Source organism: gamma proteobacterium SS-5 (assembly GCA_009497875.2).
Lineage (GTDB): Bacteria > Pseudomonadota > Gammaproteobacteria > Chromatiales > Chromatiaceae > Magnetovirga > Magnetovirga frankeli.
Window position 1 is genome coordinate 2072977 of record CP032508.2, and the last position, 12773, is coordinate 2085749.

Genomic DNA, 12773 nt, shown 5'->3' on the forward strand with positions numbered 1-12773 from the left:
TTAAGCAGGAAGGTGGTAAATTGTGGTACGTCCCCTATTATTCTAGGTAAGCCGTAAATTCGGCCCCCAGGTCGCCCAGCAGCAGGAGGCGCGGATCAGGCAGGCCGACCTAGACAGCCTGGAACACTGGGCCGATGCCATCCTCAGTGCCGAAAGCCCGGATGAGCTGTTTGAGTGATGGCGCGGTACCTGGCCTCGGGGCAATGGCGTCAACTTAAGACATTTACGGGCTGCTTAAGCCGTTCGCTGAGCGGAGTCGAAGCGAGCGGAGTCGAAGCGAGCGGCGGCTGGCTTCGGGCCTTCGGCTAGGCTCAGGACACCGCCCCGCTCAGCTAGCGCTTTCTCGCTAAGTTGACGACATTGGCTGTGAGGGAAAACAGACAGGCCGGTGCAGCAGGCAGAGGGTTAATCGTGGTACGTCCCCTATTACTTAAGGGCAAAACCACCCTGGTCATCATCGCCCACCGCCTCTCCACCATCCGCGATGTGGACCGCGTCTATGTCTTCGACCAAGGTCGGCTGGTAGAGCAGGGCGGCTATGCAGAACTCTGCGCCCGACCTAACTCGAGGTTTGCTAAGCTTGTGGCCTTGCAAAAACTCTAAATGCTCAGGTAAACACCCGCACGAAAGAAACCCCATGGACCACGATCAGAACTACAAAAACCTCATCCTCGACTACCCACGCGAAGCGCTCGCCTTCTTCGCCGCCGCCGAGGCCCAGGCCATCGATGCAGGTGCCCGCATAGTCCCAGTACGCGAAGAGCAACTCAAAGAACGCCTGGGTGAGCGCTTTCGCGAACTGGACGTGCCCCTGCTGGTGGAATGGAGCGATGGCCGCCGCAGCGCCATCCTGTTCGTGCTGGAAGAAGAAACCGACCCCAAGCGCTTCTCCATCCACCGCCTGGCCCACTACTGCCTCGACCTGGCTGAACTGTTCGACACCGAACGCCTGGTGCCAGTAGTCATCTTTCTGCACCCCGGCAGCTACCCCGAACAACTGCGGCTAGGCAGCGAAAATCGTGATTATCTCCACTTCAGCTACCTCAGCAGCGCCCTGTTCGCCACCCCGGCAAACCAGTATCTCGACAGCCCCAACATCGTCGCTCGGCTCACGCTGCCCTGCATGGACTTCGCCCCAGAAGACAAGCTGGCCATCTACGCCGCTGCCACCCGCGGCCTGATGGAACTGGAGCCCAACCCCGAGCGGCGGCTCAAATACGCCGACTTTATCGACATTTACACAGCCTTGGACGACAATGAACTCAAGCGCTACCAGCAAGACTACGCCGAGGAGAACAAAGCTATGACCGCATTATCTGTACGATTCACTGAAAAAGGTATTCAGCAAGGTATGCAGCTAGGAAGGCAAGAAGGAAGGCAAGAAGGCCGGCAGCAAGGCGAAGCCGAATTACTGCTGCGCCAGATCAGCCGAAAATTCGGCCCCCAGGTCGCCCAGCAGCATGAAGCGCAGATCAGGCAGGCCGCCCTGGACAGCCTGGAACACTGGGCCGATGCCATCCTCAGTGCCGAAAGCCCGGATGAGCTGTTTGAGTGATGGCGCTGCGTGGGGCCTTGAGGGCAATGGCATCAACTTAAGGTTTTCTCTGGCTGCTTACTGTGAAACTCGCAAAGCGCTCGATTGCTCCCCCCCCCGGGAGGGGGGGGAGGGAACGATCAGGGGCAAGACAACTTTCATATTCCGGGGTGTCCGTCTTGCCCCACGATCGCTAGGCCGTTCGCTGAGCGGAGTCGAAGCGAGCGGCGGCTGGCTTCGGCTTCGCTCAGCCAGCGCTTTGGTGCTAAGTTGACGCCATTGGCTGCTCACCCCCATCGGCCTGCTTTACACCGACATCGGCAAGGGGCTGCCACTGCTGCTGCAATTTCTCATGTATCTCACCCCGGTGGTCTTCCCCATGCCCACCGGCGGCTGGGCGCAGACCCTCTTCAGCTGGAACCCGCTCACCCCGCTCATCCTCACTGCACGAGATTGGCTCACCGGCTTTCCTGGCGATCTCCTCGGCCCCTTTCTGCTGGTGAACGCCATCCTGCTGCTGCTACTCTTGTTCATGGGGATTGTGTTTCGGTTGGCCATGCCCATGCTGATCGAACGCATGGGGAGTTAAGCCATGCGCCTGACCTACAGCCAGCAAGAGGCCATCCGCTCCAGCGTCAACAGCGTCATCGGTGCGGAAAGCCGAATCTGGCTGTTCGGCTCCCGCGCCAATGACCACAAGCAAGGCGGTGACATCGACTTGTTGATTGAACCTGGAAAACCAAGGGAATCCGGCAAGGCCACACCTGGTTACCGTTTTCAAGCAGTTTCATTGACAGGTGCAAACTGCCTGTATCAGCGACAATGCCAATGGCCAAAGGGAACAATAAAATGACCGATCGAATTACCATCGACCCAGCAATATGCCATGGCAAGCCCTGCATTCGTGGATTGCGCTACCCCGTGGAGAATATACTGGAGTGGCTTGCTGGCGGCATGAGCGTTGATGAAATCTTGTCCGACTATGAGGACCTGGAGCGCGAAGACATATTAGCGGCGCTGTCTTATGCTGCCCGCCTGACCCATATCAAACGATTGGAACCTCTGGCCGCATGAAGTTCTTGATTGATGGGCAATCACCGCGGCGTTTTGTGGGATGGCTTGCAGATGCTGGGCATGATGCATTGCATACACTAGACCTGCCGCACAAAAACCGAACGCCTAATGCCGAGATCATTGCCCTTGCCCGGAGAGATGGGCGCATTGTGGTAAGGTAGGGCAGGTGAAGGTGACCAGGGTCGAGCTATTGAGGCACCGCCAGACAAAAGGGGTGGAAACAGCTAGGCTGGGCCTACAGAAACCAAGAACCTGCTCTCTACATCTACCCTATCATTTCGTTTTGGGCTACAATGTAGCTACAATTATGACGATTTGGAGAATGTTATGAACACCGTTGTTCGTGCTCGAATCAGCGAAGAGGTCAAGAACGAAGCGACTGCCGTGCTTGATGCGATGGGGCTCACCGTATCGGATGTCTTTCGTATGATGATGGCGCGGATTGCGCGTGAGCATGCCTTGCCATTTGAGCTGTTGGCGCCGAATGAAAAGACCATTGCAGCCATGCGTGCTGCACGAGATGGGCGAGCTGAAACCGTCACGCTGGAACAGCTGCAGTCTACTCTAGATGAGGACAATTAAACAAACCTCACGCTTTAAGCGAGATCTTAAGCGTGAAGCCAAAGGCAAGCACAAACAAGATCTCCGCGATGGTTTTGTGAAGATCATTGAAATTCTGGCTAGTGATCTGCCGCTACCTGAGTCCTTTCACGACCATGGATTAACGGGCGAGTGGAAGGATCATCGGGACTGCCACATCAAGCCTGATCTTGTGCTCATTTACCGTAAACCTGATGAAGCGACCTTGCAACTTGTGCGAATTGGCTCACATGCAGAGTTGGGCCTTGGTTAACTTCGAGAGGGCTATACCCAAAAAGGGGACGCCAAATCAATTTTTCCACCTTGGATTTGGATGCCGACGGCAATGTATGCGCTAAATCAATCATTAAGTTTAGAAATTCTCTTTCTCCTGAGCGTATGGTAGTTAAGCCATGCGCCTGACCCACAGCCAGCAAGAAGCCATCCGCTCCAGCGTGAACAGTGTCATCGGCGCGGAGAGCCGAATCTGGCTGTTCGGCTCCCGCGTCGATGACCACAAGCAAGGCGGTGATATCGATTTGTTGATAGAGACAGATCGCGTTCTGCCCAACCGTGTAGCAAGCCTATGCCAACTAGAGGGCAAGCTCATCATGCGTCTGGGAGATCGCAAAATCGACATTCTTATCAAAGATGCACAAACACCAGAAGCCCCCGTACATCGCACCGCCAAAACACAAGGCGTACCACTATGAGCCTTGCCTACTTGCCTGAACAGGTACAGGAAACGAACATTGCGCTCGACCTTGCCGAACGGGCGGCCGAGCACCTCCGCTACAGCGTTCAAACACTCTAACAACAGCGTATCGATCAGGCCTGGGTAGAACAGCTTGCGAATCGTCCGGATCTTGCTGAGAAGATAGACGCCTTCGTCAGCCGCTTTGGGCGACTGCAGGATCACCTCGGAGAGAAACTATTGCCGGCGACATGCAGGTTGTTGGGCGCTCAACCCAAATCGCTACTGGACGTGCTTAGCTATTCCGAACGTATGAAATGGCTTGATAGCGCAGAAGAATTTATCGGTGCTCGAAAGTTGCGCAACCTGCACGTGCATGAGTACATGCCCGGTTTTCTGCTGAGCTGGGGCGTGATTGCCTTTTTCCTCTGGCTTGGCATCCGCCAGTTCCGCAGGATGGAAAAGAGCTTTGCGGATTTGATCTAGTACGTGGTGCAAATCATGGTTTACACAACTTGCCTCAAATTTGACTATTTCGAGCTAGTCTATAAACTGGTCTACTCCAATGTGCGGGAGTGAATCATGAATATTGAAGTCGGCTCCTACGAAGCCAAGACAAAATTGCCTGAGTTGTTGCGAGGCATTCAGGCCGGCAACCGTTACACCATCACCTTGAGAGGCGCGGCTGTGGCTGATCTTGTACCAGCAGAAGCCGACAAGCATTCGGATGCCGTGGCCGCTGTCGATGAAATGCTGTCTTTCATGCGGGATCACAAGTCAGTAGGGGGCATCGACCTCAAGGCCCTTATCAACGAGGGGCGGGCGTGAATTTTGTTATGGATGCCTCGGTGGCACTGCTCTGGCTTGCACCAGCAACCAATCCGGCAGGTGGAGATTACGCCGCCAATACGCTGGCAGCGCTCAAACAGTCAAAAGCCGTTGTTCCATCGCTGTTTGCACTTGAAATCGCCAATGTGATCAGCAAAATCGAATCCAAGGGCATTGTCACCGAAGCAGACTCGCAACGTTACATTGGCCTGCTTGAGCGACTCAATATCATCACCGATCAGGCAACAGCTGCACATGCCTTGAGCGAAACGTTGAATCTCGCTCGTCGCTACAATTTATCGGCCTACGATGCGTCCTATTTGGAACTGGCACTGCGCACCGGTCTGCCATTGGCGACACTTGATGCCGATCTGGCGAAGGCAGCCAAAATTGCCGGCGTTTCAATCTTTGGCGCTAGCTGAGGCAATGCCGGGACTGTCGCATCTGGCAGAGAAGGGTGCTGGCTTTTGGTCTGGCAAGATTGATCGTGCAGAGTGCTATGACCGCAAGACTCATCGCTGACGATTTGGCTGAGCGAGGCGGAACAATTGGGTAATGCTCCCAGAACTGGTTACATCTATACAATTAGGAAAAACATAGTGGACTACGCACTACGCAAACGCATTTTGGTTACAGGTGGAGCTGGCTTTCTCGGCAGCCACCTTTGTGAACGCCTGCTAGCCGATGGCCATGACGTCATCTGTGTGGACAATTTCTTCACCGGCACCAAGGACAACATCGCCCACCTGCTCAGCAACCCCTATTTCGAGCTGATGCGCCACGACGTCACCTTTCCGCTCTATGTCGAAGTGGACGAAATCTACAACCTCGCATGCCCGGCATCGCCCATTCACTACCAACAAGACCCAGTACAGACCACCAAGACCAGCGTGCACGGTGCAATCAACATGCTGGGGCTGGCCAAGCGTGTCAAGGCCAAGATCTTTCAAGCCTCAACCAGCGAAGTCTATGGCGACCCTGTTGAACACCCCCAGCCCGAGAGCTACTGGGGAAACGTCAACCCCATTGGTCCTCGCTCTTGTTACGACGAAGGCAAGCGCTGTGCCGAAACCCTCTTTTTCGATTACCGTCGGCAGCACGGGCTGCGGATCAAAGTGGCGCGCATCTTCAACACCTACGGCCCCCGCATGCACCCCAACGACGGCCGTGTCGTCTCCAATTTCATCGTCCAGGCCTTGCGGGGCGAACCCCTTACCCTCTACGGAGACGGCACCCAAAGCCGCTCCTTCTGTTACGTAGATGATCTCATCGAAGGCTTTGTCCGCTTGATGAACAGCCCAGACAAGCTCGCCGGGCCAATGAACCTGGGCAACCCTGGCGAATTCACCATGATCGAACTGGCCGAGACCATTCGCGATCTCACCGGATCAAGTTCGGCCCTGGTCCACAAACCCCTGCCGACGGACGATCCACGTCAGCGCCAACCGGACATCAGCCTGGCCCGATCAGCGCTGGATTGGGAGCCCAAGGTTCCCTTGCGGGAAGGGCTCAAGCCAACCATCGCCTACTTCGAGCAGCTTTTGCAGCAGCTCGGCACTAGGCATTGATAGGCAAAATCACATGGAGGCAAACCGATCCATTTTGGTTACAGGAGGCGCTGGTTACATTGGCAGCCATGCTTGCAAAGCCCTGGCCCAGGCCGGATACACCCCGGTCAGCTACGACAACCTGGTCTATGGCCACCCCTGGGCCGTGCGCTGGGGTCCCTTGGAGCAGGGCGATATCGGCGACCGCACCCGCCTCGATGAAGTCATCGAACAGCACCGACCCATAGCCGTCATGCACTTTGCGGCTTACGCCTACGTCGGCGAATCCGTGCTTGACCCGGGCAAATACTACCGAAACAACGTCGCCGGCACCCTGACGCTGCTGGAAGCCATGCGCGATCATGGCATCGACGCATTGGTCTTCACCACTTTGGGCTTTGAACCCAAAACGCCCCTGGCAGAGGGCATCCAGCGCTGGGTGGAATGGTTCAGAGCCTACACCTGAGTGGAAACATGGGCTATGATGCCTGAAACCAAACGCAACGCCTTGTCCTTTACCTGAGAGACCCCGCGCGTTCCCCCATGTCCCCGCAAGAACGCATAACCATCTACACCCCCGGCTCTGCGGTACGCCACCCCTCGCGTCTGCTGGCGGACCTGTTCCACGACATCTGGCGTGGACGCGGCCTGGCATGGCGACTGGCGGTGCGCGACATTAGCGCCCAATACCGTCAAACCGCCCTCGGCTTGCTCTGGGCGCTGATTTTGCCACTGGCCAACACCGCCGTCTGGATCTTTCTTAACAGCTCTGGCATCGTCCAGGTGCAAGAAACCCCTTTGCCCTACGCCGTCTACGTGTTCACCGGCACCATGCTTTGGGCCATTTTCATGGACGCCATGAACGCCCCCCTGCAACAGGCCACCGCCGCCAAGGCCATGCTCGCCAAGATCAACTTCCCGCGCGAAGCGCTGGTCATGTCCGGCATCCTGCAAACCCTGTTCAACGGAGGCATCAAAATCGCGCTGGTACTCGGGGTACTGCTGTTCTTCGGCATCTACCCCAGTTGGACCCTGCTGCTGTTCCCGCTGGCGGTCGCCTCGCTCATCCTCGCCGGCACCGCCTTTGGCCTGCTGCTCACCCCCGTCGGCCTGCTCTACACCGACATCGGCAAGGGGCTGCCACTGCTGCTGCAATTTCTCATGTACCTCACCCCGGTGGTCTTCCCCATGCCCACCGACGGCTGGGCACAGACCCTTTTCAGCTGGAACCCGCTCACCCCGCTCATCCTCACCGCACGAGATTGGCTCACCGGCTTTCCTGGCGATCTCCTCGGCTCCTTTCTGCTGGTGAACGCCATCCTGCTGCTGCTACTCTTGTTCATGGGGATTGTGTTTCGGTTGGCCATGCCCATGCTGATCGAACGCATGGGGAGTTAAGCCATGCGCCTGACCCACAGCCAGCAAGAGGCCATCCGCTCCAGCGTCAACAGCGTCATCGGTGCGGAAAGCCGAATCTGGCTGTTCGGCTCCCGCGTCGATGACCACAAGCAAGGCGGTGATATCGACTTGTTGATTGAGACGGATCGCGTTCTGCCCAACCGCGTAGCAAGCCTATGCCAACTAGAGGGCAAGCTCATCATGCGTCTGGGAGATCTCAAAATCGACATTCTTATCAAAGATGCACAAACACCAGAAGCCCCCGTACATCGCACCGCCAAAACACAAGGCGTACCACTATGAGCCTTGCCTACTTGCCTGAACAGGTAGAGGAAACGAACATTGCGCTCGACCTTGCCGAACGGGCGGCCGAGCACCTCCGCTACAGCGTTCAAACACTCTATCAACAACGTATCGATCAGGCCTGGGTAGAACAGCTTGCGAATCGTCCGGATCTTGCTGAGAAGATAGGCGCCTTCGTCAGCCGCTTTGGGCGACTGCAGGATCACCTCGGAGAGAAACTATTGCCGGCGACATGCAGATTGTTGGGCGCTCAACCCAAATCGCTACTGGACGTGCTTAGCTATTCCGAACGTATGAAATGGCTTGATAGCGCAGAAGAATTTATAGGTGCTCGAAAGTTGCGCAACCTGCTCGTGCATGAGTACATGACTGACCCCCGATTATTTCTGGAAGCCTTGCAATCCGCTCAACCGGCATCCGAGATGCTTTTTACTGTCATCGCTAAGATCAAGAATGAAATGATGCAACGCGGCGTCCCGCGACACCCAGGAGTCATCGCCCATGAGCGATGACGTCCTGGTCCGCGTGGAGGGCGTCGGCAAGAAATTCTGCCGAGACTTGAAGAAGTCCCTCTGGTACGGCATGAAGGACATTGCCGCCGAGCTGCTGCCGGGTGAGCGCGACCTCGAACGTCACGCCACCCTGCGCCCCGGCGAATTCTGGGCGGTGGACGATGTCTCCTTCGAACTGCGCCGCGGCGAATGCCTGGGCCTGATCGGCCGCAACGGGGCCGGCAAGACCACGCTGCTGAAGATGCTCAACGGGCTGATCAAGCCAGACAAGGGGCGGATTGAGATCAGGGGCCGTGTAAGCGGCCTGATCGCCCTGGGGGCTGGGTTCAATCCCATCCTGACTGGCCGAGAGAATATCTATGTAAATGGCTCGGTGCTCGGACTTAAGAAAGCAGAAATCGACAAAGAACTCGATCGGATCGTCGAGTTTGCCGATCTGCAAACGTTCATAGACGCGCCGGTTCAGACGTACTCCTCTGGCATGGCAGTCCGGCTCGGTTTTGCAATCGCCTCCTCTCTGCGTCCGGAGGTGCTACTGATAGACGAGGTGCTTGCGGTCGGGGACGCGTCGTTTCGGACCAAGTGCTACAACCGAATCTTCGATCTCAGAGACTATGCTGCAACAATATTCGTGAGCCATTCGATGGCGCAGGTCGCAAAAATATGCGACGTAGGACTTCTCCTGAACCAAGGGCGTATGGTTGGCGGAAAGGCCCCTGTCCGAACAACAATATCCCAATATTGCGACCATCTCCCGTTCAGCGGCGCAATTACGGAAGGCTCGAACCCTTATCTAATTAGACGGGTGGTTGTCCTTCAGGAAAATAAAGTCTCTCTCCTCGTGAAGTCGATAGAAGAAGCTAGATTTCCCAGCGCCATCGATCCGCTCAAAGAGCTTACATTCGAAGTGCTATTTGCATCGCATCTGGGAGCCAATCCAATCCAGGTCTTGTGGTCGTTCATCGACCCTGAACAAAATATTGTCTGCCAAGTGTCTACCGAGTTGCAAGATGTTTCCTTTGATAAAGAACCACCAACCCTTACCACTTCGGTCAAGCAACTGAACCTCAACAGCGGCGCGTACTCCCTTTCTCTCCAAGTCTTCGAGATCATCTCAGGTTCACGAACCGAGATGATCGCTGGATGGAGAGACTTTGCAGTGCTTTCCGTATCCCAAAGACGATTCTTGGGTACGGCGCCTGTTATCCTCGAAGCACCCGCCCGTCGCGGAATCAACCCATCGAGGCTCCCTTCACAAAAATCTCCCGACTCATTTGGTTCGTGATGCGCAGCCTTCCACCCTACGCAATCAAATATGTTCCTGATTACCCACAAAGATCAGCTACATTCACGCAGGGAACTATACTTGGGGTAGGAGGTGTAACGCCATGAAAAACCAAGTTCAATTCCAGAAAGGCTACAGTCTGGCTGAATTCTTACGCGACTACGGCACGGAGGAACAGTGTCGCCAGGCCCTGTTTCGATGGCGCTGGCCAGAGGGCTATGTTTGTCCCGAATGCGGTGGCCGGAAGTACTGCACCCTGCCATCCAGAGACGGGCTGTTTCAGTGCAATCAGTGCCACCACCAGCATTCGCTAACTAGTCGCACGATCTTTGACTCCAGCAAGCTACCGCTGACGACCTGGTTTCTGGCCATGCACCTGCTGGCGCAGGCGAAAACGGGCCTGTCCGCCTTGGCGCTGCACCGGCAGTTGGGCGTCTCGTACAACACCGCTTGGAGCATGAAGCACAAGCTGATGCAGGTGATGAAGGAGCAGGATGACGGCCACACCCTGTCCGGAATCATCCAGCTTGATGATGTCTATTGGGGTGGGGAGCGCCGGGGTGGCAAGGTGGGTCGAGGCTCACCCAACAAGACACCGTTTGTGGCGGCGGTTTCCACCAATGATGAAGGCCATCCGCTGTACATGAACTTGCAGGTGGTCAAGGGGTTCCGATCGACCGAGATCCTGAAATGGTCGCGCAACCAACTAGCCCCCGGCAGCACCGTCTACAGCGATGGCCTGGCCTGCTTTCGTGCCGTGACAGCCGCGGGTTGTCAGCACATCCCGATCGTCACCGGTGGCGGCCCTGATAGCGTAAAGCATGAGGAATTCACCTGGGTCAACACCATGATCGGCAACGTCAAGAATGCGGTCACGGGTGTTTACCATGCTATGCAGCACAAGCACCTGCCACGGTACCTGGCTGAATACTGCTACCGCTTCAACCGACGCTTTGATCTCGAAACGCTTCTGCATCGGCTGGGCCGGGCTGCGGCACGGACGCCACCGATGCCTTACCGCCTGCTGAAGATGGCTGAGGTTTATGGGTAATCAGGAATATAGATGAGTACGGGGCTCTGAATAACATTTTCTTCAAGGGAAAGCACGGCGAACCCCTCGACTTCAAAGGGCGCATCGAAAGGTAGTGATATGAATCACTTGAAAGTCACCATCTACACACCCGAATCCTCCCTGCGCAATCCCGCCAAGTTGTTGCGTGAGATGCTGGGCGATCTGCTGGCTGGGCGCGAATTGGCCTGGCAACTGGCCGTGCGCGACATCAAAGCCCAATACCGGCAAACCGCCCTCGGGCTGCTCTGGGCCTTCATCCTGCCGCTGGCCAACACCGCCGTCTGGCTGTTTATCCAGGGGAGTGGCATCGTCACCATTCAAAGCACGACCTTGCCCTACCCGGTCTATGTCTTCACTGGCACCATCCTCTGGGCCATATTTATGGACGCTGTCAACGCCCCCTTGCAGCAGACCCTCGCCGCCAAGCCCATGTTGGCCAAGATCAACTTCCCGCGTGAGGCCCTGGTACTCTCCGGCATCTACCAGACTCTGTTCAACGCCGGCATCAAGATCGCCGTCCTCCTTGCCGCCCTCCTGATCATGGGCGTTTTACCCAGCTGGGGCCTGCTGCTCTTCCCGCTGGCCGTGCTCTCGCTGATCCTGGCAGGCACCGCGCTGGGGTTGGTCTTCACGCCGGTCGGCATGCTCTATACCGACATCGGCAAGGGTCTGCCCTTGCTGCTTCAGTTCCTGATGTACCTCACCCCCGTGGTCTTCCCCATGCCATCCTCGGGTTGGGCCGCCACCCTGTTTCAGCTCAACCCGCTGACGCCGCTCATTCTCACCGCACGCGACCTGCTCACCGGTTTTACGCCCGAATACTGGGATTCTTTTCTTGTCGTCAACGCCGCCATGCTCATCCTGCTGGGTCTGATGTGGGTCGTTTACCGCGCAGCCATGCCTATTCTCATCGAACGGATGAGCGCCTGAATGAAGTGGAACAAAATCAGTGGCTGAACACGACGGCTCCTACAAGCACTTTTTCTCCCACCCCGAGATGGTGGCCGACCTGTTGCGCGGCTTCATAGCAGAAGACTGGGTGACGCAGATCGACTTCGCCAGCCTGGAAAAAGTCAACGGCAGCTACGTGGCCGATGACCTGCGTGAGCGTGAAGACGACATCATCTGGCGGGTCAAGCACCAAAACGGCTGGCTATACATCTACCTGCTGATCGAATTTCAAAGCACGGTCGATCGCTACATGGCCCTGCGCATCCTGGTCTATACCGGCCTGCTCTACCAAGACCTTATCAAAAGCAAGGCCATCACAGACCAGCAAAAGCTGCCTCCGGTCTTTCCTGTGGTCGTTTACAACGGTGAAGGGCGCTGGTGGGCGGCCCGGGATCTGGCCGACCTCATCGAACCGCTACCGGGCAGCCTGGCGCGCTACCGACCAAGCCAAAAGCACTGGGTCATCGACGAGGGCCAACTGGCCCGTGAAACAACCCTGCCCGAGAACAACAGCTTCGCCGACCTCATCCGGCTGGAAACCAGCCCAAAACCGGAGGCCATGCGTCAAATCTTCGCTATACTGAATCACCGGCTGCAAGACCCGCGCTACGCCAGCCTGCGCCGCGCCCTGGTTGTCTGGTTCAACCGCGTCCTCATCAAGCGCCTGGTACCCGGAACCCAGGTGCCCGAAGTCAATGAACTACAGGAGATCAACAACATGCTCGCCGAACGGGTTGTCCAGTGGACAGAACAGTGGAAACAAGAAGGCCTACAACAGGGCCTACAACAGGGCCTACAACAGGGTCTGCACCAAGTGCTTGAGCGCCAAATCACCCGGCGCTTCGGCCCACTGAACGATGAAACCCGCAAGCGCATCCAGACTGCCGACCTTGATCAACTGGAACGCTGGGCCGACAACATACTGGATGCCCAATCGCTGGATGAAGTGTTCAAGGACTAGGACGGAAGCATAGAGCCTAGCCAGGGCTAAATCTA

The 12773-nt window shown here is 56.6% G+C and carries 18 protein-coding genes and 3 pseudogenes; all 21 read left to right on the top strand.

Features of this window, described 5'->3' with window-relative positions:
- Window positions 1-411: 411 nt before the first annotated feature.
- The 21 genes and pseudogenes from D5125_17175 (at window position 412) to D5125_14935 (ending at window position 12738) form a co-directional block, all read left to right on the top strand.
- Window positions 412-603, top strand: a complete 192-nt coding sequence (locus D5125_17175) for a hypothetical protein (GenBank protein ID QPB72174.1) — start codon at window positions 412-414, stop codon at window positions 601-603.
- Window positions 604-637: 34 nt separating this feature from the next.
- Window positions 638-1555: a DUF4351 domain-containing protein gene (locus D5125_14855; protein ID QFY90644.1), complete on the top strand. Its 918-nt coding sequence runs from the start codon at window positions 638-640 to the stop codon at window positions 1553-1555.
- A 262-nt stretch (window positions 1556-1817) separates the two neighbouring features.
- Window positions 1818-2123 (top strand): annotated as a pseudogene (locus D5125_14860) (ABC transporter permease).
- 3 nt (window positions 2124-2126) lie between these two features.
- Complete coding sequence (locus D5125_17180) at window positions 2127-2387, top strand: nucleotidyltransferase domain-containing protein (protein QPB72175.1); 261 nt, start codon at window positions 2127-2129, stop codon at window positions 2385-2387.
- On the top strand, window positions 2384-2608 hold the full coding sequence (locus D5125_14865) for a DUF433 domain-containing protein (GenBank protein ID QFY90645.1): 225 nt from the start codon (window positions 2384-2386) through the stop codon (window positions 2606-2608). Before D5125_17180 ends, D5125_14865 begins: the two co-directional genes overlap by 4 nt.
- Window positions 2605-2769 (top strand): DUF5615 family PIN-like protein, encoded by a 165-nt coding sequence (locus tag D5125_17185; GenBank protein ID QPB72176.1) that lies wholly within the window; start codon window positions 2605-2607, stop codon window positions 2767-2769. Before D5125_14865 ends, D5125_17185 begins: the two co-directional genes overlap by 4 nt.
- A 166-nt stretch (window positions 2770-2935) precedes the next feature.
- Complete coding sequence (locus tag D5125_14870; GenBank protein ID QFY90646.1) at window positions 2936-3190, top strand: type II toxin-antitoxin system RelB/DinJ family antitoxin; 255 nt, start codon at window positions 2936-2938, stop codon at window positions 3188-3190.
- A complete protein-coding gene (locus D5125_14875) occupies window positions 3177-3461 on the top strand; it encodes a type II toxin-antitoxin system YafQ family toxin (GenBank protein ID QFY90647.1) in 285 nt (94 codons plus the stop codon). Before D5125_14870 ends, D5125_14875 begins: the two co-directional genes overlap by 14 nt.
- Before the next feature lie 139 nt (window positions 3462-3600).
- Window positions 3601-3900 (top strand): nucleotidyltransferase domain-containing protein, encoded by a 300-nt coding sequence (locus tag D5125_14880; GenBank protein ID QFY90648.1) that lies wholly within the window; start codon window positions 3601-3603, stop codon window positions 3898-3900.
- Between the two features lie 362 nt (window positions 3901-4262).
- Window positions 4263-4367: pseudogene (locus D5125_17190) on the top strand (ABC transporter permease).
- A gap of 96 nt (window positions 4368-4463) precedes the next feature.
- On the top strand, window positions 4464-4709 hold the full coding sequence (locus D5125_14885) for a prevent-host-death protein (GenBank protein QFY90649.1): 246 nt from the start codon (window positions 4464-4466) through the stop codon (window positions 4707-4709).
- Window positions 4706-5131 carry a type II toxin-antitoxin system VapC family toxin gene (locus D5125_14890; protein QFY90650.1) on the top strand — a complete coding sequence of 142 codons (426 nt, stop codon included), beginning with the start codon at window positions 4706-4708 and terminating at the stop codon, window positions 5129-5131. Before D5125_14885 ends, D5125_14890 begins: the two co-directional genes overlap by 4 nt.
- Window positions 5132-5308: 177 nt before the next feature.
- Window positions 5309-6277: an SDR family oxidoreductase gene (locus D5125_14895; GenBank protein ID QFY90651.1), complete on the top strand. Its 969-nt coding sequence runs from the start codon at window positions 5309-5311 to the stop codon at window positions 6275-6277.
- A gap of 13 nt (window positions 6278-6290) precedes the next feature.
- Window positions 6291-6644: pseudogene (locus tag D5125_14900) on the top strand (UDP-glucose 4-epimerase).
- 155 nt (window positions 6645-6799) lie between these two features.
- Window positions 6800-7654, top strand: coding sequence for an ABC transporter permease (locus D5125_14905; protein ID QFY90652.1), 855 nt, complete (start codon window positions 6800-6802; stop codon window positions 7652-7654).
- Between the two features lie 3 nt (window positions 7655-7657).
- A complete protein-coding gene (locus D5125_14910) occupies window positions 7658-7957 on the top strand; it encodes a nucleotidyltransferase domain-containing protein (protein QFY90653.1) in 300 nt (99 codons plus the stop codon).
- Window positions 7954-8469, top strand: a complete 516-nt coding sequence (locus D5125_14915; protein QPB72177.1) for a hypothetical protein — start codon at window positions 7954-7956, stop codon at window positions 8467-8469. The genes D5125_14910 and D5125_14915 overlap by 4 nt, the downstream gene beginning before the upstream one ends.
- Window positions 8459-9754 (top strand): ABC transporter ATP-binding protein, encoded by a 1296-nt coding sequence (locus D5125_14920; protein QFY90654.1) that lies wholly within the window; start codon window positions 8459-8461, stop codon window positions 9752-9754. The genes D5125_14915 and D5125_14920 overlap by 11 nt, the downstream gene beginning before the upstream one ends.
- A 103-nt stretch (window positions 9755-9857) precedes the next feature.
- Window positions 9858-10805 carry an IS1595 family transposase gene (locus tag D5125_14925; GenBank protein QFY90655.1) on the top strand — a complete coding sequence of 316 codons (948 nt, stop codon included), beginning with the start codon at window positions 9858-9860 and terminating at the stop codon, window positions 10803-10805.
- A 99-nt stretch (window positions 10806-10904) separates the two neighbouring features.
- The gene (locus D5125_14930) at window positions 10905-11756 is read left to right on the top strand and encodes an ABC transporter permease (GenBank protein QFY90656.1); all 852 of its coding nucleotides are present in this window, start codon (window positions 10905-10907) and stop codon (window positions 11754-11756) included.
- A gap of 19 nt (window positions 11757-11775) precedes the next feature.
- Window positions 11776-12738, top strand: a complete 963-nt coding sequence (locus tag D5125_14935; protein ID QFY90657.1) for an Rpn family recombination-promoting nuclease/putative transposase — start codon at window positions 11776-11778, stop codon at window positions 12736-12738.
- Window positions 12739-12773: the final 35 nt, after the last annotated feature.

What these genes read in the sequence shown, in the direction of transcription:
- D5125_14855 (QFY90644.1), top strand. Translation starts at nt 638, where the DNA reads ATGGACCACGATCAGAACTACAAAAACCTCATCCTCGACTACCCACGC.
- D5125_17180 (QPB72175.1), top strand. Translation starts at nt 2,127, where the DNA reads ATGCGCCTGACCTACAGCCAGCAAGAGGCCATCCGCTCCAGCGTCAAC.
- D5125_14865 (QFY90645.1), top strand. Translation starts at nt 2,384, where the DNA reads ATGACCGATCGAATTACCATCGACCCAGCAATATGCCATGGCAAGCCC.
- D5125_17185 (QPB72176.1), top strand. Translation starts at nt 2,605, where the DNA reads ATGAAGTTCTTGATTGATGGGCAATCACCGCGGCGTTTTGTGGGATGG.
- D5125_14870 (QFY90646.1), top strand. Translation starts at nt 2,936, where the DNA reads ATGAACACCGTTGTTCGTGCTCGAATCAGCGAAGAGGTCAAGAACGAA.
- D5125_14875 (QFY90647.1), top strand. Translation starts at nt 3,177, where the DNA reads ATGAGGACAATTAAACAAACCTCACGCTTTAAGCGAGATCTTAAGCGT.
- D5125_14880 (QFY90648.1), top strand. Translation starts at nt 3,601, where the DNA reads ATGCGCCTGACCCACAGCCAGCAAGAAGCCATCCGCTCCAGCGTGAAC.
- D5125_14885 (QFY90649.1), top strand. Translation starts at nt 4,464, where the DNA reads ATGAATATTGAAGTCGGCTCCTACGAAGCCAAGACAAAATTGCCTGAG.
- D5125_14905 (QFY90652.1), top strand. Translation starts at nt 6,800, where the DNA reads ATGTCCCCGCAAGAACGCATAACCATCTACACCCCCGGCTCTGCGGTA.
- D5125_14910 (QFY90653.1), top strand. Translation starts at nt 7,658, where the DNA reads ATGCGCCTGACCCACAGCCAGCAAGAGGCCATCCGCTCCAGCGTCAAC.
- D5125_14915 (QPB72177.1), top strand. Translation starts at nt 7,954, where the DNA reads ATGAGCCTTGCCTACTTGCCTGAACAGGTAGAGGAAACGAACATTGCG.
- D5125_14920 (QFY90654.1), top strand. Translation starts at nt 8,459, where the DNA reads ATGAGCGATGACGTCCTGGTCCGCGTGGAGGGCGTCGGCAAGAAATTC.
- D5125_14925 (QFY90655.1), top strand. Translation starts at nt 9,858, where the DNA reads ATGAAAAACCAAGTTCAATTCCAGAAAGGCTACAGTCTGGCTGAATTC.
- D5125_14930 (QFY90656.1), top strand. Translation starts at nt 10,905, where the DNA reads ATGAATCACTTGAAAGTCACCATCTACACACCCGAATCCTCCCTGCGC.